This is a genomic window from Rhizobium sp. BK289, assembly GCF_014193575.1.
Taxonomy (GTDB): domain Bacteria; phylum Pseudomonadota; class Alphaproteobacteria; order Rhizobiales; family Rhizobiaceae; genus Rhizobium; species Rhizobium tropici_C.
The window spans coordinates 45,269-71,019 of sequence record NZ_JACHZO010000015.1 but is presented as its reverse complement, the minus strand read 5'-3'; the positions used below and the strand labels follow the sequence as shown (position 1 = coordinate 71,019).

Sequence of the window (25,751 nt, the reverse complement as noted above, 5' to 3'; positions counted from 1 at the left end):
AATCCGACCCTCCAACGGCAATTTTTTAACATTTGCCCGTTCACTTTTACAAAAGACGACAATGATGCGACAAGGCCTGTGCAGCCGGAAAAGGCGGCATTCATCCACAGAATAGGGGGCCTGCCACATGGCAGCCTTTATTGACGTGCTGTTGCCGAGTTGAATATTGTTGCGAAATCAGACAAGTGGCCGGATGTTTTGATTCGGGCCTTGCGCGGAGAAGCGAAGGGTATGACACCTTCAGGCAAAACGGTGGACGCGGCGCTCGCTCAATTGCGCCAGGCACTCTCGACTTTGGAGAGCGCCGTCGACGGGCGGTTCGAGCGGGAACGGGCGCAAAGCGATATAGAAGGCGAGGTCCGCAGGGTTCACGCCGATCGTTCCCGCCTTGCCCAGGAATTGGACCAGGCCGAGTTCCGTGCGAACCGGCTCGAGGAGGTCAATCGGGAAGTGTCGCGCCGGCTGGTTACGGCGATGGAAACCATAAGAGCCGTGCTGGACCGCTGATCCCCTCGGGAGGCAGCCGTCGCAGCGCGGCAGTGATCGGAAAGTCGAATGGCGCAAGTAACGGTAACGATCGACGGCAAAGCCTACCGGATGGCCTGCGAAGAAGGTCAGGAAGATCATCTGACGGATCTCGCCAATCGCTTCGATCGCTATGTCATGCATTTGAAAAGCCAGTTCGGCGAAATCGGCGATCTCCGGGTCACCGTCATGGCCGGCATCATGATCATGGACGAAGTATCGGAATTGACCCGGCGTGTGTCTTCGCTGGAGGCCGAGCTGGAAACCCTGACCAGCAGCCGGGATACGACCGTGGCGGCCAACGCGCGCGCCGAGGAAACGCTGGCAAGCGTCATCGATGAGGTGACGGCGCGCATTCACGGCATTACGGAGAAGCTCCTCGCCCGGCCGGGCGCCGAACAGGCTTGAGTTTATTTCTGCGGATGCCAGCTGCGGCCCTCTGGTGCGACGACATAATCCGCTCTATATAGTTTTGGCGGTCTGCGCTTCCCGACAGGAACCACAATCCCTGGGGCCATACTCGATCCAAAGGGAGCTGTCCCTGACCAGGCCCGTGGGCCTGGCCACACGGTGCCCACCTACGTTTGTAGGCACCCAGGATCGTAAACATCCATCGGTCGTCGTGGATCGCTCTTCAATTTTCCGGCTCAGGGCCAATTTTCCCAGCTGATTGCAAAGGAAGGCGCCGCGCAGTTCTGCTGCCGCGCTGACGCCACTCCTCCTCCCCTTAACTTTTCGACCGCAGATAGGCGCCACGCTCCAGTTCTGCCCGGTTCGTCGCGCTGCGCAGCCGCAGCAGGTCCTTGCGGGCGATCAGGCCGACGAGGCGGCCGGTCTGCGGCTCGACGACGGGAACGCGTCCCGTGTCGGCCTGGATCATGATATCGGCGACGCGTCCCACAGTATCGTCAGCATAGGCGACCGGGAGCGATGTATCCGAGATAACGTCATAGAGCGATTGATCCATGAGGTCCGGCTCGCTGTGCCAACGCAGAGCATCGGCGCGCGAGATCATGCCGACCAGGCGGTCATTGTCGCCGACGACGGGATAGAAGCGGTGCGCATCCGACTGCTCTGTCATCCGGTGCAGCGCTTCCGACAGGCGCATGGCGGCAGGCAGGGTGTCCACCTTTGCGATCATGATGTCGCGGGCGCGGGTGAGCTCGAACGGGTCTATGCCGTATTCGCGGGTGATGTGCTGGCCGCGCCGTGCGATCTTTTCCGTCAGAATCGATCGTTTCAGCAGAAGGACGGTGACGGCATAGGCCGAGACCGTTGCCGCGAGCAAAGGCACCAGCGCGCCCATGTCTCCGGTCAGCTCGACGGCGAAGAATGTACCGGTGAGCGGAGCGCGCATGGTGCCGCCCATCATGGCCGCCATGCCGAGCATCGCCCAGAAGCCGGGATCGCCGGGCAGGGCAAGGCCGACGAGCCAGCCGAGCGCGCCGCCGAGGATCAGCAGCGGTGCTAGAACGCCGCCCGACGTGCCCGAGGAGAGCGCCACCAGCCAGATGCCCGCCTTGACAAGCAGGATCGCCAGCACTGCACCGACGGCGATATGGCTGTGCAAGAGATCGGCGATGATGTCGTAGCCGACGCCCAGCGCACGTGGTTCGATCAAGCCGCCGAGCCCGACGACGAGGCCGCCGAGGGCTGGCCACCACATCCAGTGGATCGGCAGCTTTTCGAAGGCATCCTCGATCTTATAAAGCAGGGTGGTCAGCAGGCCGGATTGCAGGCCCGAGACGATGCCGAGGCCGGCGGCGAGCGCGATGCCCCACCAGGAGAGCGACATCTCGAAATGCGCGGGGAAGAGCGGGCCGCTGCTGAGCAACAATGGACGCCAGATGACCGAAACGCAGGCGGCGACAGCCACTGGAATGAAGCTGCGCGGCTTCCATTCGAACAGCAGCAGTTCGACGGCGAGCATGACGGCCGCGATCGGCGTGCCGAACACCGCGGTCATGCCGGCGGCCGCGCCGGCAACCAGCAGGGTCTTTCTCTCGGCCGCACTCATATGAAAGAGCTGCGCGAAGAGCGAGCCGATGGCGCCGCCAGTCATGATGATAGGGCCTTCCGCACCGAAGGGGCCGCCGGAACCGATCGAGATTGCCGATGACAGCGGCTTCAGCACCGCCACCTTCGGCGACATGCGGCTGCCGCCGATCAGGATCGCCTCGATGGCTTCGGGAATGCCGTGGCCGCGGATCTTTTCGGAACCGTAGCGTGCCATGAGGCCGATGACGATGCCTCCGAGAATGGGAGCGGCGATCATCCAGGGCGAGCGTGCCACCATGGCGAAGGAGAGCGGCGCGGTGCTGATCTTGAACAGCCAGAGGGCGTTGCTGACGAGCGCGATGAGATTGATAAGCCCCCAGGCGGCGAATGCGCCGCCGGTGCCGACGACAAGCGCCATGGCAATCAGCACCAGGACACGCTTGTCCGTGGTGAAATCGCCATTGTCCTTGCGGGAAGCTCCGCCGGAGAAATCGCGACTGTGACTTTGTAAGGTTACAGTGTCCTGCATTTGCGCCTTCTGTTCCAGAGCATTTTCCTGTTCTCACGCATTCCGGACGGAAAACCGCTGCGTACTTTTCCCGGAATGTTCCAAGCGCGCGGCCGTCCTTCAGCCACTCCCCGCTTTGAGATGGCAAATATATCGTAATGCGATATAAATCAACTGAGGCGCGGTGCGATCTGCAAGATTCGTTTTCGGCACTATAGTTCCTTGATCTGGAGCACGGTGTTGCCGCAAAACCGCTGAAGATTTTGCGCGACATGCTTTAGGACCGCGGGCGGCGGCAATGAGGACGATTTGATGGTGCGACGTTTGGATGAAGCTCTTTCACAGGCGGATTACGAGGCGCTGGCGACGCTGCGCTATACCCTGCGCAAGTTCATGGATTTCAGCACCTCGGCTGCCCATGAGGCGGGTCTGCCGCCGCAGCAGCATCAGGCGCTGCTGGCCATCAAAGGGAATGGCGCCGCCGAAGCGATGACGATCGGCATGCTCGCGGAAAAGCTGCTGATCGCGCCGCATACGGCGACGGAACTGGTTGGGCGCCTGATTGAGGGTGGCTATGTCACCCGCCATCCCGATCTCACGGACAAGCGCCGGCAGATCCTGCACTTGACGGAAAAGTCCGAAGAGGTTCTCCAAATGCTCAGTTCGATCCATCTGGTCGAAATCCGTGAGATGGCGCCGCGACTGATCGAGGTTCTGACCCAGCTTCAGGCTGAGGTCCACAATGATTGAGGGCGCCATTGCCTGGTGATACCGGCAATGGCGCGAGGGATCATTGGCCCAAGCGGATACCGCCGTCGCAGATCAGCGTGTGACCGCTGGTGAAGCCGTTGCCGATCAGGAAGGCGATGGCTTCGGCGATCTCCCGTGGTTTGCCGACGCGGCCAACCGGCGTGCGCGCAGCGAAGCCGGCAAAGGTCGGCTCCTTCTGTTCTTCGCTTAGGAAATCCCACCAGGGGGTATCGACGACGCCAGGAGAAACGCAGTTCACCCGGATGGGCTTGAGTTCGACGGCGAGGATCGGCGCCAAAGCGGCGATGGCGGCATTGATGGCTCCGAGCCCGGCGGTTCCGGGCATAGCCGCCTGCGCCGACACGGCGGAGACGAAGGTGATGCTGCCCTGTTTCGACAGATAGGGCAGGCAGGCCTGAGCGCAGGCGAAATGCGCCAAAGTCTTCTGCTCGAAGCCTTTCCTGACATCGGCAAGGTCGACCGTGGCGAAAGGGCCGGCGCCATTGCCGCCACCCAATGCCAGCACGAGATGATCGACCGGTCCGATTGTCTGGAAGGCCTCGCCAAGGCGGCCAAAGGCGGCCGCATCCATGGTGACGGTGGCAATATCGTTGTTGAGGTTTTGCCGAGCTGCCTGGAGTTTGGCGGCATCGCGCCCGGTAATGGTGACGCGATAGCCTTTTTCGAGAAGATGGGTGGCGGTCGCAAGGCCGATACCGGAGGAGCCGCCGATAATAGCGATGTGTTGAGACGACATGCATGTCTCCTTTTGAGGACAGAGAGTGATGGAAGGGTGTGGTTCAGGCGGTGCGGGTAAGGCTTTGGCTGAGTGTTCGCAGGTTCCGGCGCGCGGTTGGGTCATAGGCCTGGGCAATGGCGCGGGATGGGCGCAGTCCGTCGTAATAGAGGCCCGTATGGCCTTCCAAGCCGCTGCCGACAGCCAGATTGAGTATGGCATCGGCACCCTGATCGACGGAGCTCAGCGGTGCGACACCCGCCTGACGCACCATGGTCGTGTCCATATAGGTTGCCGGATGCAGGCAGTTGACGGAAACGGCGGAGCCGGCGAGCTCCTCTGCCAGATCGAAGGTGAAGATGATCTGCGCCAGCTTGCTCTGGCAATAGGCGCGCACGCCGCTGTAGCCGCGGGTCAGCATGACATCGGAGAAGTCTATGGCTTGCTGACCGACCGAGGAAACATTGACGATGCGGGCGGGAGCGCTTGCCTTCAAGAGCGGCAGGAGCCGGCGCGTCAGCAGAAAGCCGGCGAGATAGTTCACGGCAAAGCGCAGTTCATGTCCATCGCGGCTCTCCTGGCGTCCACCGCCGCCGCCACTGGTGCCGATACCGGCATTGTTGATCAGGACATCCAGGCGCTCATGGTCGCGTTCGACGGCATCGGCAAGCGCGCGGACCTCGTCCAGCGAGGAGAAGTCGGCGACATAGAAGACTGCATTGCCGCCCTTATCGCGAATGCCGGAGACCACTTCTTCCGCCCGCGCCCGGCTGCGGCCGTGGACCAGCACCTTGGCACCGGTCTCCGCCAATCTTTCGGCAACCCGCCGACCGACGCCATCGGTCGAGCCCGTGATCAGGATCGTCTTACCGCTCATATCCATCGCAACAGCCTCCATGTAGCTTACGCCAAATACTTTGGCAGCTTGCTAAGGCGACAAACAGTTTCGACTTTATCCTAGTATTAATCCTGCTATGCTGAGGCATGACCATCAATCAAAACCAGACCATCCTCGAGGCCCGGCGTCGTGAATTCGGTGCCTTCCTGCGCTCTCGCCGAGAAAAATTGACCCCGGCAAGTGTCGGGCTTCCGGCAGGGTTTCGCCGCCGCACGCCTGGGCTCAGGCGCGAGGAGGTGGCGCTGCTCGCCGGCGTCGGCGCCACCTGGTACACATGGCTGGAGCAGGGCCGCGACGTGCGCGCCTCGGCGGAGGTTCTTTCGGCGCTGGCCGACGCGCTGCGCCTTGATCCCGCCGAACGGCGGCATCTCTTTACGCTGAGCGACCGGCCGTCGGCGGAGGTTCCCTCGCACGGACCCGAGGATGTGCCGGCCGCGTTGTTGCACATGCTTGCGAGCCTTAAAGGTCAGCCTGCCTATGTTCTCGGCCGGCGCTGGGATGTGCTGGCCTGGAATGCTGCGGCCGTTGCAATATTCGGCGATTACAGCCGGCTGCAGGGCGATGCGCGCAACAGCATCCATCGGGTTTTCACCGATCCCGCCCATCGGCAGCTATTGGTCGATTGGGAGATCGTGGCGGCGAATTCGCTGGCGATGTTTCGTGCCGACAGTGCCCGTTATGCCGGCGATCCGGATTTCGAGCGGCTGATCGCCGCCTTGACGCAGGCAAGCCCGGAATTTCGTGTTTGGTGGCCGAGGCAGGATGTGCTGCGGCCGCTGACCGGTCACAAGCGTCTGCGCCATCCCGAAGGTGGCCTTATGACATTCGAATATACCGCGCTTGCCGTCATGGATCGGGCCGATATGAAGTTGGTAGTCTATACGCCACTCGACGAGGATGGATCGAGCGACAGGCTGGAGCAACTGTTGGGCCGAGTTGGTATGGCATAACCCTTCGGCTTCCATCGAGCGCAGCCATTACTCCGCTTTTCAACCTTCCAAATCGCTTTTCAGCCGATCGAGGATAGTGAGCGCATGGCCGGCATAAGCGCTGATCCAGCGATCGTGGATCTGCTTGATCGGCAAGCTGTTCAGATGGTTCCAACGCTCGCGTCCTTCCTTTTTGGCGATCACGAGGTCTGCATCTTCAAGCACCTTCAGATGCTGCATTACGGTGCAGCGGTCCATATCCGTAAAAGCCTCGCAGAGCATGCCCGTCGTTCGCGGCGCATCCTTGAGCATATCCAGAATTTCGCGCCGGCGACGATGCGCAAGGGCCTTGAAGATGAGGTCGCTATGCTTCCGGCTTGCCAGCACCAATCCGAGCCGGCGGCCGGTTTCATTTTTGCCTGGCTGATGCCGCAGACGGGAATTTTGTCGAGCGACCCGGCTCGGACGGTCTGCCGGGTGAGGCAATCCGAGTAGGTGGTACCGCCAGGTGACCGCGTCGCAGATTCCTGATAGGGAGCAGCATGCGGGGGAGTGGGAAGATCACTTTTGTGTGTGGATAAGCTTAAAAGCCGGGTGAATGACAAAATCCTTTAAATAATAACAGATTCATTGGTGGCGGAACGGGGCCTGCGCCAAAATTGCCTAAATTCAGAACGATGGGAGCGCGCGTCATACCGGGCCTGCTGAAAGAAGCGTATGCGGCAACACGAAGACACACTGCCGGTGTTACTGGATGTTCCCGATAATCAGGACCGGCAAAGGTCATTATAAACAGGTAGAAGATGTCGAGCCCAATCGATCTGGAAAATGCCGATGAGGAATTGGAAGAGCGTGGCGGTTTCGTCGGTCTGTTGAACCGCTATCGCGCGCTGATCGTCGCCCTTCTCACCGTCGCCGTCTTCTGCATCGCCGCCTATGCGATCTACGATCTGACCAATGAAGTGCGCTATGACGACGTCGTTCACGCCCTGACGACGACCAAGATCTCTTCGGTGCTGCTCGCACTGCTGTTCACCGGCCTGAGTTTCGCTTCCCTGATCTTCTACGACCAGAACGCGCTTGAATATATCGGCAAGCGGCTGCCGTTCCCGCATGTGGCGCTGACCTCCTTCAGCGCCTATGCGGTCGGCAATACCGCCGGTTTCGGCGCGCTCAGCGCCGGTGCGATCCGCTATCGCGCCTATACCCGGCTCGGCCTCTCGCCAGATGACATCACCCGCGTCATCGCCTTCGTCACGCTTGCCTTCGGTCTCGGACTGGCCGCCGTCGGTTCGATCGCGTTGCTTGTCATCGCCGATGAGATCGGCCCGTTGATCAATGTCAATGGATTGTGGCTGCGGCTGGTCGCCATTGCCATCCTCGCTGCACTTGCTTTCGTCGTCTATGCCGGCCGCAACGGTCGCGAGGTGCGCATCGGGCCGATCGCCGTCCGCCTGCCGGATTCGCGGACCTGGTCGCGGCAATTCCTCGTCACCGCTTTCGATATCGCCGCATCGGCCTCCGTGCTCTACGTGCTGCTGCCGGAATCCTCGATCGGTTGGCCCGGCTTCTTCGCCATCTATGCCATTGCCGTCGGACTTGGCGTGCTCAGCCATGTCCCGGCCGGCTTCGGTATTTTCGAAACGATCATCATCGCCTGGCTCGGCAGCTCGGTGAACGAAGATGCGGTGCTGGGTTCACTGGTCCTCTATCGCGTCATCTACAACGTCATACCGCTCGTCATCGCGATTGCCGCGATCTCCGTGGCGGAGCTGCGCCGCTTCGTCGATCATCCCGTCGCGTCGAGCATGCGCCGCATCGGTGCCCGTCTCATGCCGCAGCTGCTGTCTGCTTTTGCACTGCTGCTCGGCATGATGCTGGTCTTTTCGAGCGTGACGCCGACGCCGGACCAGAACCTGATCGTGCTTTCCGACTATCTGCCGCTATCGCTCGTCGAAAGCGCGCATTTCCTCTCGAGCCTTCTCGGGCTTGCGATCATCGTCGCGGCGCGCGGCCTCAGCCAGCGTCTCGACGGCGCCTGGTGGGTCGCGATCTTTTCGGCGCTGCTGGCGCTGTTCTTCTCGCTGTTGAAGGCGATCGCCATCGTCGAGGCCGGGCTGCTCGCCTTCTTCGTTTTCAGCCTCATGGTCAGCCGCCGCCTGTTCAGCCGGCCCGCTTCGTTGCTCAACCAGACGCTTACCGCCGGATGGCTGACGGCGATTGCCGTCATCTGCATCGGCGCCATTGTGGTGCTGTTCTTCGTCTATCGCGATGTCGGATACAGCAACGAGCTCTGGTGGCAGTTCGAATTTGCCGACGAGGCGCCTCGCGGCCTTCGCGCAGCGCTCGGCATTTCCATCCTCTCCTCGGCGATCGCGATCTTCAGCCTGCTGCGTCCCGCGACAAAGCGGCTGGAGCCTGTAACCGACGACGCGGTGACGCGCGCCGTCGAAATCGTTCGCAAGCAAGGCGTGGCCGACGCCAATCTGGTGCGCATGGGCGACAAGAGCATCATGTTCTCTGAAAAGGGCGATGCCTTCATCATGTATGGCAAGCAGGGCCGCTCCTGGATCGCACTGTTCGATCCGGTCGGTCCGCGCCAGGCGCTGCCCGATCTCATCTGGCGCTTCGTCGAGGCTGCGCGAGCCGCAGGATGCCGTTCGGTATTCTACCAGATTTCGCCGGCGCTTCTGTCCTATTGTGCGGATGCCGGTTTGCGTGCCTTCAAGCTCGGCGAACTGGCCGTGGTCAACCTTGCCAATTTCGAACTGAAAGGCGGCAAATGGGCCAACCTCAGGCAAACCGCGAGCCGCGCGGTCCGCGACGGACTAGAATTTGCCGTTATCGAGCCTCAGGATATACCTGCAGTCATGGATGAGCTTGCCCATGTGTCGGACACATGGCTTGCCGATCACAATGCCAAGGAAAAGAGCTTTTCGCTTGGCGCGTTCGACCCGGATTATGTGTGCTCGCAGCCGATCGGCGTGTTGAAGAAGGATGGTAAGATCGTCGCTTTTGCGAATATCCTGATGACGGAGACCAAGGAAGAGGGATCCGTCGACCTGATGCGTTTTTCGCCCGATGCCCCGAAGGGTTCGATGGACTTTCTGTTCGTGCAGATTCTCGAATATCTCAAGGAGCAGGGCTTTCAGCGTTTCAACCTCGGCATGGCGCCGCTGTCGGGCATGTCGAGACGGGAATCGGCGCCGGTTTGGGACAGGGTCGGAGGGACTGTCTTCGAGCATGGCGAGCGTTTCTACAACTTCAAGGGGCTTCGTGCCTTCAAATCCAAGTTCCATCCTGAATGGCAGCCGCGCTACCTGGCTGTTTCGGGAGGTGTCAGTCCAATGATCGCGTTGATGGATGCCACATTCCTCATCGGAGGCGGACTTAAGGGGGTCGTGAGGAAATGATCTTGAAATACGCAATGTCGTTGGCTTTCGCCGGCATGGTGTCGCTGAGCCTTCTGGTATCGGGGCCGGCGCGCGCTGAGGCCGACGATGCCAAATATGATCTGGGCATGATCCCCGCGCCGCACATCATGCGTCCGCAAGGTAAGGTGACGAGCGAAGTCGTTCTGATTTCCGACCTTGCTGGCTGGAGCGACAAGGAAAAGGCGGTCGCCGACAAGCTCGTTGCCAACGGCACGCTGGTCATCGGCATCGATTATCCGTCCTTTCTGGCTTCGCTCAACAAATACGACGTCAGCCAGAACGACGGCTGCATCTACATCGTCGCGGATCTGGAATCGCTGAGCCAGCAGGTGCAGCGCTCCTTTGCCGACAGTACCTATCAGCTGCCCATCATTGCCGGCGTCGGCGCAGGCGGCGCCATGGCGCTGACCATTGCCGCCCAGACGCCGGATGCGACGATCGCCGGCACGCTGGCCGTCGATCCGACCGCCGGCATCGGTCTGAAGCAGGAGCTCTGCACGCCGGCCGAGAAGAAGACCGATGGCGACATGGTGTCCTTCGGCCTGCAGGAAGGTGCGCTGCCCAACCCGATCCTCGTGACTTTCACGCCGAATGCACCGAAGGATGGACGCGACCATGTCGAGGAGATCCAGAAGGAACATCCCGACGTTCAGTCGACGGATTCGGGCAATGGCGATACCTATGCGACGCTCGAGGCTTCGCTTGCCGATCTGATGAAATCGATCGACAGCTCCAAGTCGCCGCTTGGCCTTCCCCTCGATGTCATGGAAACGACGCCGACCGAAGATACGCTTGCGATCGTCTATTCGGGCGATGGCGGCTGGCGCGATATCGACAAGGAGGTCGGCAGCTATCTGCAGGATCAGGGCATCCCCGTCGTGGGCGTCGACTCGCTGCACTACTTCTGGTCGGAGCGGGATCCGCAACAGACGGCCGATGATCTTGCCCGCATCATCGATTTCTACACCAAGCGCTTCAAGGTCAAGCACGTGGTGCTGGTGGGCTATTCCTTCGGCGCCGATGTATTGCCGGCGAGCTATAATCGCCTGAAACAGGCCGAAAAGAACAAGATCGTCCAGATGTCGCTGCTTTCTCTGTCACAGAAGGTCGACTATGTGATCTCGGTCATGGGTTGGCTCGGCGCTTCGAGCCAGGGCAAGGGCGGCGATCCCGTCAACGACCTCAAGTCCGTCAATCCGAAGATGGTACAGTGCGTCTACGGCAAGGACGACGACGAGGATGTCGCATGCCCGCTGTTGAAGGGCACCGGCGCCGAAGTCATCGCCATGGATGGCGGTCATCATTTCGATGACGACTACGAGGCCCTGGCGAACCATATCATCAACGGCCTGAAGAGCCGCCTCGGCGAGTAGCATTCATGACGCGCGGCATGCTTGCTTGCCGCGCGTCCCATCCTGTTCCTTCCCGTTACCGCAGGCAGATGCCTTTTCCTGGATGCTCGGCGCAGCATTTGTTTGCTTCTTGCCGCGGCTGCCGCTAGTCGGAAGGATACATAGCATGAGCGCCGGTTTCACGCCGCTCGCCGTCACATCCAGAAAGGTCCATCCTTGTCCGCTGCATCGTCCTCCGCCTTCACCAAGACCTATTCCGGTTTCCTGTTCGACATGGACGGCACGATCATCAATTCGATTGCTGCTGCAGAGCGTGTCTGGGGCAATTGGGCACGCGCTCAGGGTCTTGATGTCGAGAAGTTCATGCCGACCATGCATGGCAAGCGCGGGGTCGATACCATCGGCCAATTGAATCTGCCTGATGTCGATCCGATCGCGGAGGCGCTGAAGATCACCGAAGCCGAGATCGCCGATGTCGAGGGTGTCATCGCGCTGCCGGGCGCCGTCGATTTCCTTGCATCACTGCCGCCGGAGCGCTGGGCGATCGTTACCTCGTCGCCCTATCGGCTGGCGCTGGCGCGGCTGGACGCGGCCGGGATCCCGGTTCCGCGCTTCATGGTTACCGCCGAAGACGTGAAGGTCGGCAAGCCTGATCCGCAGGGCTATATTCTCGGCGCGCAGCGCCTCGGCCTCAGCCCATCGGAGTGCCTGGTGTTTGAAGACGTCTTGGCCGGCGTCAAGGCGGGCGAAGCGGCCGGTGCCGATGTGGTGGTCATCACCGCCACGCATTCGCATCCGATCGAGACCGGTCATACGACGCTGCAGAACTATGAGAATGTTCGCGCGCATGTGGATGGCGACGGAAAATTGTCGATCACCCGCAAGGACTGAAAGAGCTGACTTCCTTCTGCGACGGCTGGATGTCGCTTTCGCGCTTTGCAACGGGCGCCCGGCTCATTATGTTTTCGCGATATCATAGATACTTGCGAAGATCCGATGAGCCCCAAAGAGCTGAAAGCCCGATACCGTAACGAATGCCTGGCGGCGCGCGATGCCATTCCGGCCGATGAGCGCATCGAAAAAGGCCTTGCCATGCTTGCCCATGGCGGCGATGTCATCGATGTCGAACCGGGGACGGTTGTCTCCGGCTTTCTGCCAATCCGCTCCGAAGTGGATATAAGGCCGCTGATGGCGCGGCTGCGGGAACGTGGTGCACGGCTTTGCGTGCCCGTCATCCTCGACCGCAACACGATCGTCTTTCGGGAGCTTGTTGCGGGTGCGCCGCTGGTTCCCGTCGGATTCGGAACTTTCGGCCCGGGTCCCGATGCGGCGGTGTTCGATCCCGATGTCATGCTCGTGCCGCTTTCGGCCTTTGACAGAAGCGGGCATCGTATTGGTTATGGGGCGGGCCATTACGATCGCGCTATCGAGCGTTTGCATCAAAAAGGCTTGAATCCCCAGCTGATCGGCATTGCATTCGATTGCCAAGAAGTGCGATCAGTACCGGCTGAGCCGCATGATGTCCGTCTTGACGCGATTTTGACCGAGAGCGGACTCAATTTCGTTTCGGAAGTGATTGGATAGCGAATGCGGCTGCTTTTTCTGGGAGATATGGTCGGCAAGACGGGACGAACCGCGGTGTGGGAACGCCTGCCGGGGCTCGTATCCGACCTGAAGCTCGATTTCGTCGTCGTCAATGGCGAAAACGCCGCCGGCGGATTCGGCATCACCGAGGACATCTTCCTTGAGACGATCAATGCCGGCGCCGATGTCGTGACAACGGGCAACCATGTCTGGGACCAGAAGGAAGCCGTTGTATTCTGCGAGCGCCACGACCAGTTCCTGCGCCCCGCCAACTATCCGGCCGGCACGCCCGGCCGCGGCTCCGGCCTCTATTATGCCCGCAACGGCGCCCGCGTCCTCGTCGCCAACATCATGGGCCGCGTCTTCATGCATCCTGAGCTGGACGATCCCTTCAAGTCGGCAGAAGCCATTCTTGACGCCTGCCCGCTGAAGGAACAGGCCGATGCGATCGTCTTCGATTTTCATGCAGAGGCGACGAGCGAGAAACAGTGTTTCGGCCATTTCGTCGATGGCCGTGCGAGCTTCGTCGTCGGCACCCATACGCATGTGCCGACCGCGGACGCGCAGATCCTCAATGGCGGCACCGCCTATATGTCGGATGCCGGCATGTGCGGCGATTACGATTCTTCGCTCGGCATGGACAAAGAGGAACCGTTGAACCGCTTCATTTCGAAGATGCCGAAGGGACGTTTCGAGGCGGCTTCGGGGCCTGCCACCATCTGTGGCGTCGGCGTCGAGATTTCCGACACGACGGGATTGGCCGAAAAAATCGCGCCGCTGCGGCTCGGACCGCGTCTTGCGGAAACCATTCCGGACTTCTGGCGCTGATCGCTGCACTAGAGCCGGATGATTTTAGGTCAGGTCGACCTAAAATCTGAATCCGCTCTATAATTCATCATCGGCATATGATGACGCGATTGTGAGCAATCCCATCTGATTGCCGCTGGACCCGTTTCCGATCATGTCGCATCCTTCGGCCACTATCTGGCTTGAGGGGATGGCATGTTACAGCGATTTCCTGTCCTTGCCGTGTTTTTCCTGGCGATCATCCTCAGCTGGAACGTCGCGGACGCCCAGCAGAATCCGGTTCGTCCGCAACCCAGCCAATGCCAGGCGATCGCGCAGTCCCTGCCCAAGGCGACATTCGTCAGCTTTTCTCCTCCCGGTCCGACGCTCGCCAATGATCCGGTTAATGGTGATGTGAAGATCACCTTCCTCGACCATGCCACGCTTTTCATCGAAACGCCGGGCGGCGTTTCCATCGCCACGGATTATAGCGGCGCCTATCCACCGCCCTATACGCCTGAGGTCGTGACGATGAACAAGGCGCATCCGAGCCACTACACGCTCACGCCGGACCCGGCGATCAAATATGTGCTGCATGGATGGAGCGACGTGCCCGGAGAGCCGGCAAAGATCCGCATGACCGTCGGTGATACGCTGATCCGCAATGTCGTCACCGATATTCGTCCCTGGGGTGGCGGCATCGAAGCCAACGGCAATTCGATCTTCATCTTCGAGGTGGCGGGCCTCTGTATCGGCCACCTCGGGCATCTGCATTTCGAACTCACCGACCAGCAATATGCCGAAATCGGCCGGCTCGATGTCGTGATGGTGCCGGTCGACGGCGGCTTGACCATGGGGGCCGACAGCATGAGCCGCGTGGTGAAAAGGCTGCGCTCGTCGCTCATCCTGCCCATGCATCGCTGGGGTCCACCGGTCGATCAGTTCCTGGCCCTGTTCGGTCCCGACTTCGATGTCGGCTATGCGCCGACCGCGAGCGTCACGGTGTCGGTGAAGACCCTGCCGCGCAAGCCGCTGATCTATGTGCTCAAGGGGCTATGACGATTTTCGTTGAGATATATATCCCGTCCATCTATGCAACTTCTGCTAGGCATGATCGATTGTGCTGTACCATTGGGGGAAGCGCATGAATCGGGTTCTTTTCACTGCATTAGTAGCTGCGGCGTTGTCGGAATGCGTCTCATCAAACCCGGTCAACACGACGCCCGATGGCTATCGCATCGAAAAATTCAGCCAGGGAACGGTTTCTATTGGCAAGAGCGCAAATCTGTTGGCCGCTGGCAGTTGGAGCGTGTCATGCCCAGCCGATGCAATGACCGACAAACGCAATTGTAGCATTACGTCCCTGTCGGGGGCTTTGTTCATTGACTACGGCAGTTCGCCGACACCCCAACGCGTCTGCCTCTTGTCACATGATGCGCCGGGCATGACTGCATTGATCAGAGTTGATAACCATCCGGCGGTAGCTACCGATACATATGGTTGCGTTCCGGCAAGCCGGATCATTCAACAGATGAGAAGCGGCAGTACTTTTCTGGCGCGCGTCGGCGCCATCAATGACTGGTCGCCCGATCTACGACCCGTAATCAAGGACGAACGCGCGTCACTCGAGGGATTGAACAAGGCCATGGAAACCGTCGGCGATATTCGGGCAGGCAAGCTTGTCGTCAAGCCATAGGAATGTGGCGGAAGGCCCCGACCGACACCATTATCCGGCTTTTCACTTGAATGAAGGCCGCTTCGCTCTTATAAGGCGGCCATTCCCAACAAAAGACGTGAACAGGGGTGCCATGGCTGGCCATTCACAGTTTAAAAACATCATGCACCGCAAGGGCCGTCAGGACGCGGTGCGGTCGAAAATGTTCTCCAAGCTGGCGCGCGAAATCACGGTCGCTGCCAAGATGGGTCTGCCCGACCCGGCCATGAACGCAAGCCTGCGTCTGGCGATCCAGAACGCCAAGGCGCAGTCGATGCCGAAGGACAATATCGATCGCGCCATCAAGAAGGCTTCCGGTGCCGACACCGAGAATTACGATGCGATCCGTTACGAGGGCTACGGTCCGGGCGGCACGGCGATCATCGTCGAAGCACTGACCGACAATCGCAACCGCACGGCGTCCAACGTCCGTTCGATTTTCACCAAGGCCGGCGGTGCGCTTGGCGAAACCGGTTCGGTGTCCTTCTCCTTCGATCACGTCGGGGAAATCACCTACAAGCCTTCCGCCGGTGATGCCGACAAGGTCATGGAAGCGGCGATCGAGGCCGGCGCCGATGACGTCGAAAGCGACGAAGAAGGCCATGTGATCATCTGTGCCTTCGAATCCCTCGGCGAAGTCGCCAAGGCGCTCGAAGCGACGCTCGGCGAAGCCGAAACTGTCAAGGCGATCTGGCGCGCGCAGAACAACGTGCCGGTCGACGAAGAAAAGGCCCAGTCGCTGATGAAGCTCATCGAAAACCTGGAAGACGATGACGACGTCCAGAACGTCTATTCGAACTTCGAAGTTTCTGACGAAGTTCTGGCCAAGCTCTCGGCCTGATCCTTTGCAGTTATTCAAGAAAAGCCGGCTGTAGAAACGCAGCCGGCTTTTCGCGTTATGGGGCTGTCGCGCGGATAAAATCGTCGCGGAAGGTGGAGAGATCCGGTGCGGCGACATCGGAGACTGCCCAGAAGACCAGTCCATCCGCATGCCATTCGACGAAATTGTAGCCCTCCTTCTCGGCATTGTTTTTGGCTCGCGCAGCGCCCGGCCAGATGAAGAGATTGATGACATGGCCGTGCCGGCGATAGATCAGCGCCGCCACCACCCGCCCGTCGAGATAATCCACCCTGCCACCGACGAGAGGGAAGCCCTGTGTCGCCAGATCGACCACGGGCGGGGAGAAATCGATCTTGCCGTTGAACCATGGTTTGACCGTGTGCTGGTCTGAGGTCAGCACGTCGGTCAGATGGTCGGCGAGCATCGAGCGCACATGGCTTGCGAGAAGCTGATCCTCGATCGTCTGGCTCTGCTGCTGCACGTTCAGCACCAGCATTAGGCTGGCGGCGAGAACGGCAAGCGAGGGCACGAAGCTCCATTCGCGCACGAGCCGCCAGACATGCTGCCACGGGCTGTCCATGTGGCTCACGGCTGCGCGCCTCATCATGGATTGCTCCAGCGTGAGTGCCGCCTGCACGCGGGCATGGACGGTATCAGGCGCCTGCCATTTCACACCCTCGCGTGCGGAAAGACGCTTGACCATCAGGGCATTCTCCATCTCGCCGGCGCAGTCCCGGCAGGTGGCCAGATGTGCCTCGAAGCGCGCGGCATTGGCTGCGTCAAGTTCGCCGTCGATGAAGCCGTGCAGCAGGTCGTTCCATTCGCCGTGATCATTATGGTCTCCGCCGTTCATCGTGCCGCCCCTTTTCCTTCGAGGCTGCGCCAGACTTCGCCGAAATCGCGGCGGGCACGGGCGAGCCGCGACATGACGGTGCCGATCGGCGCATCGATGATCTCGGCGATTTCCTTGTAGGAGAGATCCTCGAGTTCGCGCAGGACCAGAACCTCGCGCATGGCATCAGGCAGCCTTTTGATGACCTCGCGCACGCGCTGCGTTTCCGACTTGCGGATGAAGGCCGCCTCGGGCGTATCCTCCTCGGAGGCGGGATCAGGGGAAGGCGAGCCTTCATCCGAATCCCGTTCGTCCGACATCGGCTGCTCATAGCGGGTCTTGCGCCGGCCCTCCTGCAGCCAGGCGTGATAGCAGTTGCGGACGATGGTGAAGGTCCATGCGCGGGCATCGCCATCGCGAAAGCCGCCGAAGCCGCGATAGGCGCGAAGATAGGCCTCCTGCACGATATCCTGCGCGGCATCGGCATCGCGGCTCAGGAAACGCGCGAAATTATAAGCGGCGTCGAGATGCGGGATGATCGTTTGCTGGAAGCGGCGCATGCTCTCGTCGGGCAGCGCGGTCGCGTGCTTCAATGGCTCCGCGCTGGCAGCGGATTGAGCGACCGCCATCTGGACGGCGTGATTGCCGGGCTTCGCCTCGGCAATGAAACGACGCAGGCGAGCCAGAAATCGGGCAAACCTGCCGATCGCGGTGTTTTGCGGCGAGTGCCATGTCCATGGGCGGGGCTGGCCGCCAAGTATCATCGAACTCATAGGTCGGGCGTCTGTCATCGTGATCCCCGCAAAACGCCGCTGCTGACTGTAAGCTTCAGCTAAGGCGCTTGCAATGTTGCCTGAGAGGCTAGATCGCGCTTGCGCGGGTTTTATTCCCGGTCGGATGAAAAAATCAAAGGCGAGGGAATGCGGAATGTCCGTCATCCCATCCGCCAATCCCTCGCCGCTAAAATAATCAAATGGATTTCAATGGCTTGCAAGAAATCTTCGGTCGAGGGGGGAATAAGCGCTCATTACCATCGATCTTCTTCCTCAGTGGACGGCCGCGATCGCTTGCGACCTCCGCCTGGCCCGAAAAGCCATAACCACGAGGAGATACTGCGATGTTTGATATGACCCGCCGCGCCGTGCTCGGCACGGCTGCAGCTGCGGCAGCCTTCGGGCTGTCGTCGAAGCTCGAATTCATACCGCAAGCCTTTGCCGCCACGCCGCTGGAGCCGACGGTCGGCTTCTACAAATACAAGGTCGGTTCGATCGAGGTCACGGCCATCTATGACGGCATCTGGCGCAAGCCGCACGATCCGGCCTTCATCAAGAACGCCTCCGTCGAAGACACCAAGGAAGCGCTTTCAAAGGCCGGTCTGACCACCGACTTCATGCCCATTCCGCTGACCGTCGTCGTCCTTGATATCGGCGGCCGCAAGATCATGATGGATGCCGGCTCCGGTGTCGGGCAATGGCAGACCAACGCCACGCATCTGCCGGCCAACATGGCCGCCGCCGGCATCGACTACAAGAAGATCGATACCATCATGATCTCGCATTTCCATCCCGACCACGTCTGGGGCCTGATGGAAAAGGGAACGAACGCGGCCGTCTTCCCGAATGCCGAGCTGGTCGTCAACGCGACCGAATACAAGTGGTGGACCGATCCCGGCCGTGTCGACAAGCTGGCGGAGGGCCGCAAGGAAGCCGGCCGGCGCATCGCCTCAGTCTTTCCGACATGGAAGAACTGGAAGCTGGTCGATGACAATGCCGAAGTGGCGCTCGGCGTTCACATGCTGGCCGCTTACGGCCATACGCCGGGGCACTCGGTCTTCTTCATAGATGGCGGTAGCGAACAGCTGATGGTCTCGGCCGACATCATGTATGTGCCGGCGCTGCTTGCACCCCATCCCGAATGGGAGGGTGCCTACGACCAGGACGGCCCGATGGCCGTCGCCACCCGCCGCAGGCTGATCGACCGCGTCATTGCCGACAAGATCAGGATCTGCGGCTCGCACTTCCCATTCCCGGGCTCCGGCACCTTCGTCAAGGACGGCAATGCCTACGGATTTACCCCCACCATCCAGGCCTGAGTGGCCAGAAAGAGGAGCAACTACCATGTTCAGACATGCCATTTTCGGGATCGCCGGCCTGTGCGCTGTCGCCATCCTTCCGGCCGCAACGGCAGGCGTTGCCTTTGCCGTCGATAATATGGAATCGACCGATGCGCCGGACCTGACCTCCGTGCGTGCCAAGATCGACGCCAAGGACTATGCCGGAGCACTCGCCGAGCTTCGCGATATCGCCGAGGAGCACCAGCAGGCCGATGTCTACAATCTGATGGGCTTCACCCTGCGCAAGACCGGCGACTTCAAGACATCGCTGACCTACTACACCAAGGCCCTGGAACTGCAGCCGGATCATAAGGGCGCGCATGAATATCTCGGCGAACTCTATGTCGAGACCGGCGATATGCCCAAAGCCCGCGAGCAGCTGGCAACGCTGACCAAGCTTTGCCCTAGTGGATGCGAGGAGCTTGAGGATCTGACCAAGGCGATCTCCGCCAAGGCAACCAACTGACGCTGTGTTTCAATCGATCCGGTGGCCTTCCATTTGATCATGTCGTGGGATGCCGCCGGACAGGATCGGAAATCTATGAATCTGACGGGAAGGAGATGGTCATGGAATTCGAAGAGGGGAGTGCAGTTCTCGTGAACATGACCGATATGGCATTGCTGTTCGGTCGCATACTGCTGTCGCTGCTCTTCCTGGAAGAGGGCATCGAACTTGCCAGCAATTTGGACAATGCCTTGGATGCCATGGCCAGGCTTGGCGTCACGGCTCCCATCGCGGTTGCAACCATCGTGCTGCAGCTTGGCGCGGGTCTCGCCATTGCGCTTGGCCTGATGACCCGGTTGGCCGCATTTGGCCTCGGCCTGTTCTGCTTGCTGACGGCGATGCTTTTTCACACGAACTTCGCCAGCCACAACGAGCTGCTGCATTTCGAAAAGGATTTGGCGATCGCCGGCGGCATGTTTGCGCTGATCGTCGCCGGCGCCGGCAAGCTGTCGCTCGACATGCTCATCCGGCGCCACTGGAAGACGAGGCTCGTGGCTTGAGCCGTCGATCGTCCGGTGAGCCGCACAAAGGGCTTCTGCTCACCGGTTGAGCTGCTTTCCCCGAGAATCAGGAGACCTTCTTGAAGCTCGGAAGCGTTGCGAAGAGTTCCACCGACTTCAGCCGCGCCTCGATGTCATGGATCGGCATCGAAATGATCACTTCATCAGCCTCCGTATCCCGGATGAACTGCGAAATCTTCTTTTCGGCCGTCTCAGGTGAGCCAACGATGGCATAGCGCAGCGTGTTTTCCACATTCAGCTTTTCCATCGGCGTCCAGAAATCGTCCATGTCGCTGCGCGGGCGCGGGAAGGGGCCACGCACGTTGCGGCGGAGGTTGACGAATTGCTGTTGTGCGGAGGTGAAGTGATACTGCGCTTCTTCGTCCGTATCGGCCACAGCGCCCATGGCGCCGACCATCACATAGGGCTTATCGAGCGTGGCCGAGGGCGTGAAGCGCTCACGGTAGATGGCGATGGCATCCATCAGGGCTTCCGGCGCGAAATGCGAGGCGAAGGCATAGGGCAGGCCGAGCATGGCGGCGAGATGGGCGCTGTAAAGGCTGGAGCCGAGCAGCCAGATGGGGATGTTGGCGCCATGGCCGGGAACGGCAAGGATGATCTGGTTGTCGTCGGCCGGGCTGAAGAGGTGCTGCAGTTCGACGATATCCTGCGGGAAACTCTGCGCACCGGCATCGATATTGCGCCGCAGGGCTTGCGCCGTGCGCATGTCCGTGCCCGGCGCGCGCCCAAGGCCGAGATCGACGCGGCCGGGAAACAATGCTTCCAGCGTGCCGAATTGCTCGGCAATCACCAGCGGTGAGTGGTTCGGCAGCATGACGCCGCCCGAACCGATGCGGATGCGCGAGGTTGCCGCGCCGACATGGCCGATGACGACCGACGTCGCGGCGCTGGCGACACCCGGCATGCCGTGATGCTCGGCAAGCCAGAATCGGTTGTAGCCCAGCTCTTCCGCCTTCTGCGCCATGCGCTTCGAACTCTCGAAGGACTGGCTGATGGTGCTGCCTTCGGCAACGGGCGAAAGATCGAGGATGGAAAAGGGAACCATGGCAAGAACCTGCGTGGTGGAAAGGAGGGGTTGCTTGCACATGTAGGAGCGCTGCATGCCTATTCCAAACCCTGTCGCCGCAATTTCGTCACGATGTTTTCAGCGCGGCTCCGGCAATCGCAATCTGTCCCTTGTTTTTGTTTTGTTCACATTTTGCTGGCACATGTCGGGCCTGAAAGATAGGTTTGACCCATGCAAAATACGATTCGCATCATCGGCATCGATCCGGGCTTACGCCGCACCGGCTGGGGTATCATCGATACCCTAGGCAACTCCCTGCGTTTCGTCGCGTCGGGGACCGTGACGTCGGACGGCGACATGGATCTCGCATCCCGCCTTTGCCAGCTTCATGATGGTCTTGCCGATATCGTGCACAGCTACAAACCGGATGAGGCCGCGGTCGAACAGACCTTCGTCAACAAGGATGCCGTGGCGACGCTGAAGCTCGGCCAGGCGCGTGGCGTCGTCATGCTGGTGCCGGCACGCGCCGGCCTGCCGGTGTCGGAATATGCGCCGAATGCCGTCAAGAAGGCCGTCATCGGCGTCGGCCACGGCGAGAAGCAGCAGATCCACATGATGTTGAAGATCCTGATGCCCAAGGTCGAGTTCAAGGGCAATGACGCCGCCGACGCGCTGGCTATCGCCATATGCCATGCCCATAACCGCGGCACCAGCAGACTGCGGCAGGCAGCACTGGCCGGATAGTTTGTTCTTGACTTGTTCCTATGGTAATGATAATTCTTACTTTGTAATTGGAGAGTAAGAATGCGTGTGACATCCAAGGGACAGGTGACTATCCCCCGCGACTTGCGTCAGTTGGCTGGCATAGAGCTCAACAGCGAGGTCATATTCTCCATCGAGGATGGAAAGCTGGTTGTTTCGCCCAAGAACGGCAAGCGGGAGATTGAGGATCGGCAGCGGCTCGATCGGTTCATGGCTACCCTCAAGCGCCTGGAAGGCACCGGTGATCAGGATATCGACGCCGAAGCGCTAATGTCGATGACGCGTGACCGGTAGGCATGGTCACCATCGTCGACACGAATGTGTTGGTTGATCTGGCGATATCTGGTTCAGCCTGGCACGGCTGGTCCAGTGGGCAGGTTCTTTCAGCTTTCAAGCGAGGACCGGTGGTTATCAACCCCATTATCTACGCGGAATTCTCTGTGCGTTATAGCAGCATGGATCAAGTGGACGAGCTGCTGCCGCAAAGCGAATTTCGCCGTGAAAGCCTTCCCTGGCCAGCAGCATTTGCCGCAGCAGCGGCTTTTAGGGTTTATCGGCAGGCTGGCGGTGGAAGAGACCGCATTCTTCCAGACTTTCTGATCGGAGCACACGCTGCAGTGCGCGGCTACTCCATATTGACGCGTGATCCCAAGGGCTATCGCTCCTACTTTCCCTCGCTCGACCTCATCACCCCCGAAACCCATCCCTGACGGACATCATCCATGATCGGCAAGCTGAAAGGCACAATCGAAGAGATCCGCGAGGACTATGTGCTCGTGGACGTGCACGGCGTCTGCTACGTCGCCTATTGCTCGGCCCGGACGCTGTCGAAACTCGGTTCGGTCGGCGAGGCCTGCATTCTCTTCATCGAGACCTATGTACGCGAAGACCAGATCCGCCTTTTCGGCTTCATGACGGCGCTGGAACGCGAATGGTTCAACATCGTGCAGACGGTTCAGGGTGTCGGTGCGAAAGTGGCGCTGGCGCTGCTGTCGACCCTGACGCCGGCCGAGCTTGCCAATGCTATCGCCTTGCAGGATCGTGCTGCCGTTTCGCGGGCGCCCGGTGTTGGCCCGAAGGTCGCCATGCGTATCGTGACGGAACTGAAGAACAAGGCACCGGCCTTTGCCGGCGATGCTGCCAATATCGGGCTCAAGCAGGAGCTTGGGGAAGGTGTTGCCGCAGCGCCCGTTGCCGACGCCGTCTCGGCGCTGACCAACCTCGGCTATTCCCGCGATCAGGCCGCCAACGCCATCGCCGCGGCAATGAAGGCAGCTGGCGAGGGTGCCGACAGCGCCAAGCTGATCCGCCTCGGCTTGAAGGAACTGTCGCGGTGAGGCTTTGCACCTTCCGCAATCCTTACTATTGTCGCAAAGTCGAGAGATCGACATGGGGTGCTCCGTCGTCAAAGACTATTTTTGAGTGCGGCAGAATAAATGCTGCCTTCGGCGCGGGAGCCGCAAAACGCATACCGGAAATGGAACCTCTGACATGAGTGAAGCCGCACGTCTGATATCGCCGGAAAAGCGGGGCGAAGACATCGATGCGACGCTCAGACCGCAATCGCTGGACGAGTTTACCGGCCAGGCGGAAGCGCGCGCCAATCTGAAGGTCTTCATCGAGGCGGCCAAGGGGCGTGGCGAGGCGCTGGATCATGTGCTGTTCGTCGGCCCACCTGGCCTCGGCAAGACGACCTTGGCGCAGATCATGGCCAAGGAACTCGGCGTCAACTTTCGCTCGACGTCCGGTCCGGTCATCGCCAAGGCGGGCGATCTGGCGGCGCTGCTCACCAATCTCGAAGAGCGCGACGTACTCTTCATCGACGAGATCCATCGGCTCAATCCGGCCGTCGAAGAAATCCTCTATCCTGCGATGGAAGATTTCCAGCTCGATCTCATTATCGGCGAAGGCCCGGCGGCGCGTTCGGTGAAAATCGATCTCGCCAAGTTCACGCTGGTTGCTGCCACCACCCGCCTCGGCTTGCTGACGACGCCGCTGCGCGACCGTTTCGGCATTCCGGTACGTCTGAGTTTCTATACGGTCGAAGAGCTGGAGCTGATCGTTCGGCGCGGTGCGAGGCTGATGGGCCTCGGTATGACCGACGAGGGTGCGCGCGAGATTGCAAGACGCGCCCGCGGCACGCCGCGCATCGCCGGCCGCTTGCTGCGCCGCGTGCGCGATTTCGCCGAGGTCGCCAAGGTCGAAGCGGTGACGCGCGAGATTGCCGACGAGGCGCTGACACGGCTTCTCGTTGACAATGTCGGCTTCGACCAGCTCGACAAGCGCTACCTCAATATGATCGCGGTCAATTTCGGCGGCGGGCCGGTCGGCATCGAAACCATAGCCGCCGGGCTTTCCGAGCCGCGGGATGCGATCGAGGATATTATCGAGCCCTACATGATCCAGCAGGGCTTTATCCAACGCACGCCGCGCGGCCGTGTTTTGACCGCGATTGCCTGGAAACATCTCGGCATGCAGCCGCCCAAGGATCTGGAGGCCGCGCAGTTCGGGTTGTTCCGGGAGGAAGATTGAATGCTCGGCCGTCGTGCCTTCCTGAAGCTTTTCGGCGGCAGCATATTGGGATTGATGGCACTCGGGGGATATGCCTTCGGCTATGAGCCGGTCGTTCGTCTCAATGTCACCCGCTACGCCTTGGTCCCGCCGGGATGGGCGCCTGGGCTGAAGCTCAGGATCGTGGCGCTTGCCGATTTTCATGCCTGCGAGCCATGGATGAATGCCGAGCGCATCGCTTCGATCTGTGACCGCGCAAACCAGCTCGGCGGCGACATTATTTTGCTGCTCGGCGATTATACGTCGGGAACGGACCTTATTACCTCACGCGTCGATCATCGTATCTGGGCGGCGGAACTGGCAAAGCTGCAGGCGCCGCTCGGGGTTCATGCCATTCTCGGCAATCATGATTGGTGGCATGATTCGAGCGCGCAAAGAACCGGCCATGGGCCGACATTCAGCCATCGGGCATTGGAAGCTGTTGGCATCGAAGTCTATTCCAACCGCGCGGCACGCCTGGAGAAGAACGGACAAGGCTTCTGGCTTGCCGGCGTCGAGGATCAGCTCGCGCTGCGCCGGAGCTTGCGCTGGAAGCGTCCCTTCACCAAGGGACTGGACGATCTCGGCGGCACGCTGGCGCAGGTCGGCGATGATGCGCCCGTGATCCTTCTCGCCCATGAGCCCGATATCTTTCCCGCCGTTCCCCAGCGTGTCTCGCTCACTTTGTCGGGGCATACGCATGGCGGGCAGGTGAGGATTTTCGGCTGGTCGCCCTATTCGCCTTCGCGCTATGGCGACCGGTATGTCTATGGCCATATCGTCGAGGAGGAGCGCCATATCATCGTATCCGGCGGCCTCGGTTGCTCCATCGCGCCGGTCCGCTTCGGCGTTCCGCCTGAAATCGTCGTGATCGACGTGGGATAGGGGATCATGTCGAAACGCAAACTCATCAGATTGAATGCCGGTCCCCAGCGCTTCCAGATGCGCGTTGCGGGCCTTGGATTTCGGGACGGCCATGTCCTGGTGCATCGCGCCGTGCACGAGCATTTCTGGACTTTTCCCGGCGGCCGTGCGGAGATCGGCGAGACCTCGCAAGAGACGTTGCGGCGGGAGATGATGGAGGAGATCGGCGTTAACGTTACGGTCGGGCGTCTGCTCTGGTCGGTCGAGAATTTCTTCCATTACGAAGAGATGGATTGGCATGAGCTCGGCCTCTATTATCTGATGGAGATTCCTGCCGACTTTCCCTTCGATCCGAAGGAAATCGTACATCGCATTCAAGATGGCGACAACGATCTGGAGTTCAAATGGGTGCGGGCGACGCGCGATGCGCTGGTTGCGCTCGACATCCCGCCCTATTTCATCGCCGAAGAAATCGAGGCCTTGCCGCTGACGTCTCGCCATCTCGTCTGGCGGGATGGTGATCTCGACAAGGCTTGAGGAGGA

General features: G+C 60.5%; 29 protein-coding genes and 1 other RNA gene. 23 read left to right on the top strand and 7 right to left on the bottom strand.

Annotated features, from left to right (window positions below; genetic code table 11):
- Positions 1–231 precede the first annotated feature (231 nt).
- The 3 genes from FHT84_RS24765 to ssrS all read left to right on the top strand — a co-directional run bounded on the left by FHT84_RS24765 (position 232) and on the right by ssrS (position 1,158).
- Positions 232–507, top strand: a complete 276-nt coding sequence (locus FHT84_RS24765) for a DUF4164 domain-containing protein (RefSeq protein ID WP_015341018.1) — start codon at positions 232–234, stop codon at positions 505–507.
- Between the two features lie 48 nt (positions 508–555).
- On the top strand, positions 556–933 hold the full coding sequence (locus tag FHT84_RS24760; RefSeq protein WP_112343382.1) for a cell division protein ZapA: 378 nt from the start codon (positions 556–558) through the stop codon (positions 931–933).
- A gap of 66 nt (positions 934–999) precedes the next feature.
- A non-coding RNA gene (gene ssrS, locus FHT84_RS24755) (6S RNA) lies at positions 1,000–1,158 on the top strand.
- Between the two features lie 94 nt (positions 1,159–1,252).
- Here the strand turns inward: ssrS and FHT84_RS24750 are convergent.
- A complete protein-coding gene (locus FHT84_RS24750) occupies positions 1,253–3,052 on the bottom strand; it encodes a chloride channel protein (RefSeq protein WP_113250492.1) in 1,800 nt (599 codons plus the stop codon).
- A gap of 291 nt (positions 3,053–3,343) precedes the next feature.
- Between FHT84_RS24750 and FHT84_RS24745 the strand changes: the two genes are divergently transcribed.
- Positions 3,344–3,781 carry a helix-turn-helix domain-containing protein gene (locus FHT84_RS24745; protein ID WP_113250493.1) on the top strand — a complete coding sequence of 146 codons (438 nt, stop codon included), beginning with the start codon at positions 3,344–3,346 and terminating at the stop codon, positions 3,779–3,781.
- 40 nt (positions 3,782–3,821) lie between these two features.
- On the opposite strand, the gene FHT84_RS24740 is transcribed toward FHT84_RS24745, so the two are convergent.
- Together FHT84_RS24740 and FHT84_RS24735 are read right to left on the bottom strand one after the other, a co-directional pair.
- Positions 3,822–4,538, bottom strand: a complete 717-nt coding sequence (locus FHT84_RS24740; RefSeq protein ID WP_113250494.1) for an SDR family oxidoreductase — start codon at positions 4,536–4,538, stop codon at positions 3,822–3,824.
- A gap of 43 nt (positions 4,539–4,581) precedes the next feature.
- Complete coding sequence (locus FHT84_RS24735; protein ID WP_113250495.1) at positions 4,582–5,400, bottom strand: SDR family NAD(P)-dependent oxidoreductase; 819 nt, start codon at positions 5,398–5,400, stop codon at positions 4,582–4,584.
- Between the two features lie 101 nt (positions 5,401–5,501).
- Here FHT84_RS24735 and FHT84_RS24730 point away from each other — a divergent pair, with 101 nt between their 5' ends.
- A complete protein-coding gene (locus tag FHT84_RS24730) occupies positions 5,502–6,365 on the top strand; it encodes a helix-turn-helix transcriptional regulator (protein WP_113250496.1) in 864 nt (287 codons plus the stop codon).
- Positions 6,366–6,404: 39 nt separating this feature from the next.
- Here FHT84_RS24730 and FHT84_RS24725 read toward each other — a convergent pair whose 3' ends face one another.
- On the bottom strand, positions 6,405–6,728 hold the full coding sequence (locus FHT84_RS24725; protein WP_113250553.1) for a helix-turn-helix domain-containing protein: 324 nt from the start codon (positions 6,726–6,728) through the stop codon (positions 6,405–6,407).
- Positions 6,729–7,147: 419 nt separating this feature from the next.
- On the opposite strand from FHT84_RS24725, the gene mprF reads away from it, so the two are divergent.
- The 8 genes from mprF (at position 7,148) to FHT84_RS24685 (ending at position 16,055) form a co-directional block, all read left to right on the top strand.
- Positions 7,148–9,757 carry a bifunctional lysylphosphatidylglycerol flippase/synthetase MprF gene (gene mprF, locus FHT84_RS24720; RefSeq protein WP_113250497.1) on the top strand — a complete coding sequence of 870 codons (2,610 nt, stop codon included), beginning with the start codon at positions 7,148–7,150 and terminating at the stop codon, positions 9,755–9,757.
- A 35-nt stretch (positions 9,758–9,792) separates the two neighbouring features.
- Positions 9,793–11,151 (top strand): AcvB/VirJ family lysyl-phosphatidylglycerol hydrolase, encoded by a 1,359-nt coding sequence (locus tag FHT84_RS24715; protein ID WP_246698632.1) that lies wholly within the window; start codon positions 9,793–9,795, stop codon positions 11,149–11,151.
- A 195-nt stretch (positions 11,152–11,346) separates the two neighbouring features.
- A complete protein-coding gene (locus FHT84_RS24710; protein ID WP_145644518.1) occupies positions 11,347–12,021 on the top strand; it encodes an HAD family hydrolase in 675 nt (224 codons plus the stop codon).
- Between the two features lie 105 nt (positions 12,022–12,126).
- Entirely contained in the window at positions 12,127–12,714 is a 588-nt protein-coding gene (locus FHT84_RS24705) for a 5-formyltetrahydrofolate cyclo-ligase (RefSeq protein WP_113250500.1), read from the top strand.
- Between the two features lie 3 nt (positions 12,715–12,717).
- Positions 12,718–13,542 carry a YmdB family metallophosphoesterase gene (locus FHT84_RS24700; protein WP_113250501.1) on the top strand — a complete coding sequence of 275 codons (825 nt, stop codon included), beginning with the start codon at positions 12,718–12,720 and terminating at the stop codon, positions 13,540–13,542.
- Positions 13,543–13,716: 174 nt separating this feature from the next.
- A complete protein-coding gene (locus FHT84_RS24695) occupies positions 13,717–14,559 on the top strand; it encodes an MBL fold metallo-hydrolase (protein WP_113250502.1) in 843 nt (280 codons plus the stop codon).
- Between the two features lie 85 nt (positions 14,560–14,644).
- Positions 14,645–15,196 (top strand): hypothetical protein, encoded by a 552-nt coding sequence (locus FHT84_RS24690; RefSeq protein WP_145644519.1) that lies wholly within the window; start codon positions 14,645–14,647, stop codon positions 15,194–15,196.
- A gap of 112 nt (positions 15,197–15,308) precedes the next feature.
- Positions 15,309–16,055 carry a YebC/PmpR family DNA-binding transcriptional regulator gene (locus FHT84_RS24685; protein WP_095435726.1) on the top strand — a complete coding sequence of 249 codons (747 nt, stop codon included), beginning with the start codon at positions 15,309–15,311 and terminating at the stop codon, positions 16,053–16,055.
- Between the two features lie 55 nt (positions 16,056–16,110).
- Here the strand turns inward: FHT84_RS24685 and FHT84_RS24680 are convergent, their stop codons facing one another.
- Positions 16,111–16,908: an anti-sigma factor gene (locus tag FHT84_RS24680; RefSeq protein WP_113250503.1), complete on the bottom strand. Its 798-nt coding sequence runs from the start codon at positions 16,906–16,908 to the stop codon at positions 16,111–16,113.
- Complete coding sequence (locus tag FHT84_RS24675; RefSeq protein ID WP_246698627.1) at positions 16,905–17,678, bottom strand: sigma-70 family RNA polymerase sigma factor; 774 nt, start codon at positions 17,676–17,678, stop codon at positions 16,905–16,907. Before FHT84_RS24675 ends, FHT84_RS24680 begins: the two co-directional genes overlap by 4 nt.
- A 326-nt stretch (positions 17,679–18,004) precedes the next feature.
- Between FHT84_RS24675 and FHT84_RS24670 the strand changes: the two genes are divergently transcribed.
- From FHT84_RS24670 to FHT84_RS24660, 3 genes are all read left to right on the top strand, one after another.
- The gene (locus tag FHT84_RS24670) at positions 18,005–18,979 is read left to right on the top strand and encodes an MBL fold metallo-hydrolase (RefSeq protein WP_113250505.1); all 975 of its coding nucleotides are present in this window, start codon (positions 18,005–18,007) and stop codon (positions 18,977–18,979) included.
- A gap of 25 nt (positions 18,980–19,004) precedes the next feature.
- Positions 19,005–19,466: a tetratricopeptide repeat protein gene (locus tag FHT84_RS24665; RefSeq protein ID WP_113250506.1), complete on the top strand. Its 462-nt coding sequence runs from the start codon at positions 19,005–19,007 to the stop codon at positions 19,464–19,466.
- A 101-nt stretch (positions 19,467–19,567) separates the two neighbouring features.
- A complete protein-coding gene (locus FHT84_RS24660) occupies positions 19,568–20,005 on the top strand; it encodes a DoxX family protein (RefSeq protein ID WP_113250507.1) in 438 nt (145 codons plus the stop codon).
- Positions 20,006–20,072: 67 nt separating this feature from the next.
- Here FHT84_RS24660 and FHT84_RS24655 read toward each other — a convergent pair whose 3' ends face one another.
- Positions 20,073–21,071: an LLM class flavin-dependent oxidoreductase gene (locus FHT84_RS24655; RefSeq protein WP_113250554.1), complete on the bottom strand. Its 999-nt coding sequence runs from the start codon at positions 21,069–21,071 to the stop codon at positions 20,073–20,075.
- Positions 21,072–21,263: 192 nt separating this feature from the next.
- Here FHT84_RS24655 and ruvC point away from each other — a divergent pair, with 192 nt between their 5' ends.
- The 7 genes from ruvC to FHT84_RS24620 all read left to right on the top strand — a co-directional run bounded on the left by ruvC (position 21,264) and on the right by FHT84_RS24620 (position 25,745).
- On the top strand, positions 21,264–21,776 hold the full coding sequence (gene ruvC / locus FHT84_RS24650; protein WP_095435719.1) for a crossover junction endodeoxyribonuclease RuvC: 513 nt from the start codon (positions 21,264–21,266) through the stop codon (positions 21,774–21,776).
- A gap of 60 nt (positions 21,777–21,836) precedes the next feature.
- A complete protein-coding gene (locus FHT84_RS24645) occupies positions 21,837–22,088 on the top strand; it encodes an AbrB/MazE/SpoVT family DNA-binding domain-containing protein (RefSeq protein ID WP_069611835.1) in 252 nt (83 codons plus the stop codon).
- A gap of 2 nt (positions 22,089–22,090) precedes the next feature.
- Positions 22,091–22,504 carry a type II toxin-antitoxin system VapC family toxin gene (locus tag FHT84_RS24640; RefSeq protein ID WP_112343399.1) on the top strand — a complete coding sequence of 138 codons (414 nt, stop codon included), beginning with the start codon at positions 22,091–22,093 and terminating at the stop codon, positions 22,502–22,504.
- A gap of 12 nt (positions 22,505–22,516) precedes the next feature.
- Positions 22,517–23,131, top strand: coding sequence for a Holliday junction branch migration protein RuvA (ruvA, locus tag FHT84_RS24635; RefSeq protein ID WP_113250508.1), 615 nt, complete (start codon positions 22,517–22,519; stop codon positions 23,129–23,131).
- A gap of 154 nt (positions 23,132–23,285) precedes the next feature.
- Entirely contained in the window at positions 23,286–24,326 is a 1,041-nt protein-coding gene (gene ruvB, locus FHT84_RS24630; RefSeq protein WP_113250509.1) for a Holliday junction branch migration DNA helicase RuvB, read from the top strand.
- Positions 24,327–25,229 carry a metallophosphoesterase gene (locus FHT84_RS24625; RefSeq protein ID WP_145644520.1) on the top strand — a complete coding sequence of 301 codons (903 nt, stop codon included), beginning with the start codon at positions 24,327–24,329 and terminating at the stop codon, positions 25,227–25,229. It begins immediately after the preceding gene.
- A 6-nt stretch (positions 25,230–25,235) separates the two neighbouring features.
- The gene (locus FHT84_RS24620; RefSeq protein ID WP_183764855.1) at positions 25,236–25,745 is read left to right on the top strand and encodes an NUDIX hydrolase; all 510 of its coding nucleotides are present in this window, start codon (positions 25,236–25,238) and stop codon (positions 25,743–25,745) included.
- The last annotated feature ends 6 nt before the right edge of the window (positions 25,746–25,751 follow it).

Excerpts from the sequence above, each read along its gene's own strand:
- FHT84_RS24765 (WP_015341018.1), top strand. The coding sequence starts at position 232 with ATGACACCTTCAGGCAAAACGGTGGACGCGGCGCTCGCTCAATTGCGC.
- FHT84_RS24760 (WP_112343382.1), top strand. The coding sequence starts at position 556 with ATGGCGCAAGTAACGGTAACGATCGACGGCAAAGCCTACCGGATGGCC.
- FHT84_RS24750 (WP_113250492.1), bottom strand. The coding sequence starts at position 3,052 with ATGCAGGACACTGTAACCTTACAAAGTCACAGTCGCGATTTCTCCGGC.
- FHT84_RS24745 (WP_113250493.1), top strand. The coding sequence starts at position 3,344 with ATGGTGCGACGTTTGGATGAAGCTCTTTCACAGGCGGATTACGAGGCG.
- FHT84_RS24740 (WP_113250494.1), bottom strand. The coding sequence starts at position 4,538 with ATGTCGTCTCAACACATCGCTATTATCGGCGGCTCCTCCGGTATCGGC.
- FHT84_RS24735 (WP_113250495.1), bottom strand. The coding sequence starts at position 5,400 with ATGGATATGAGCGGTAAGACGATCCTGATCACGGGCTCGACCGATGGC.
- FHT84_RS24730 (WP_113250496.1), top strand. The coding sequence starts at position 5,502 with ATGACCATCAATCAAAACCAGACCATCCTCGAGGCCCGGCGTCGTGAA.
- mprF (WP_113250497.1), top strand. The coding sequence starts at position 7,148 with ATGTCGAGCCCAATCGATCTGGAAAATGCCGATGAGGAATTGGAAGAG.
- FHT84_RS24715 (WP_246698632.1), top strand. The coding sequence starts at position 9,793 with ATGGTGTCGCTGAGCCTTCTGGTATCGGGGCCGGCGCGCGCTGAGGCC.
- FHT84_RS24705 (WP_113250500.1), top strand. The coding sequence starts at position 12,127 with ATGAGCCCCAAAGAGCTGAAAGCCCGATACCGTAACGAATGCCTGGCG.
- FHT84_RS24700 (WP_113250501.1), top strand. The coding sequence starts at position 12,718 with ATGCGGCTGCTTTTTCTGGGAGATATGGTCGGCAAGACGGGACGAACC.
- FHT84_RS24695 (WP_113250502.1), top strand. The coding sequence starts at position 13,717 with ATGTTACAGCGATTTCCTGTCCTTGCCGTGTTTTTCCTGGCGATCATC.
- FHT84_RS24690 (WP_145644519.1), top strand. The coding sequence starts at position 14,645 with ATGAATCGGGTTCTTTTCACTGCATTAGTAGCTGCGGCGTTGTCGGAA.
- FHT84_RS24685 (WP_095435726.1), top strand. The coding sequence starts at position 15,309 with ATGGCTGGCCATTCACAGTTTAAAAACATCATGCACCGCAAGGGCCGT.
- FHT84_RS24680 (WP_113250503.1), bottom strand. The coding sequence starts at position 16,908 with ATGAACGGCGGAGACCATAATGATCACGGCGAATGGAACGACCTGCTG.
- FHT84_RS24675 (WP_246698627.1), bottom strand. The coding sequence starts at position 17,678 with ATGACAGACGCCCGACCTATGAGTTCGATGATACTTGGCGGCCAGCCC.
- FHT84_RS24670 (WP_113250505.1), top strand. The coding sequence starts at position 18,005 with ATGTTTGATATGACCCGCCGCGCCGTGCTCGGCACGGCTGCAGCTGCG.
- FHT84_RS24665 (WP_113250506.1), top strand. The coding sequence starts at position 19,005 with ATGTTCAGACATGCCATTTTCGGGATCGCCGGCCTGTGCGCTGTCGCC.
- FHT84_RS24660 (WP_113250507.1), top strand. The coding sequence starts at position 19,568 with ATGGAATTCGAAGAGGGGAGTGCAGTTCTCGTGAACATGACCGATATG.
- FHT84_RS24655 (WP_113250554.1), bottom strand. The coding sequence starts at position 21,071 with ATGGTTCCCTTTTCCATCCTCGATCTTTCGCCCGTTGCCGAAGGCAGC.
- ruvC (WP_095435719.1), top strand. The coding sequence starts at position 21,264 with ATGCAAAATACGATTCGCATCATCGGCATCGATCCGGGCTTACGCCGC.
- FHT84_RS24645 (WP_069611835.1), top strand. The coding sequence starts at position 21,837 with ATGCGTGTGACATCCAAGGGACAGGTGACTATCCCCCGCGACTTGCGT.
- FHT84_RS24640 (WP_112343399.1), top strand. The coding sequence starts at position 22,091 with ATGGTCACCATCGTCGACACGAATGTGTTGGTTGATCTGGCGATATCT.
- ruvA (WP_113250508.1), top strand. The coding sequence starts at position 22,517 with ATGATCGGCAAGCTGAAAGGCACAATCGAAGAGATCCGCGAGGACTAT.
- ruvB (WP_113250509.1), top strand. The coding sequence starts at position 23,286 with ATGAGTGAAGCCGCACGTCTGATATCGCCGGAAAAGCGGGGCGAAGAC.
- FHT84_RS24625 (WP_145644520.1), top strand. The coding sequence starts at position 24,327 with ATGCTCGGCCGTCGTGCCTTCCTGAAGCTTTTCGGCGGCAGCATATTG.
- FHT84_RS24620 (WP_183764855.1), top strand. The coding sequence starts at position 25,236 with ATGTCGAAACGCAAACTCATCAGATTGAATGCCGGTCCCCAGCGCTTC.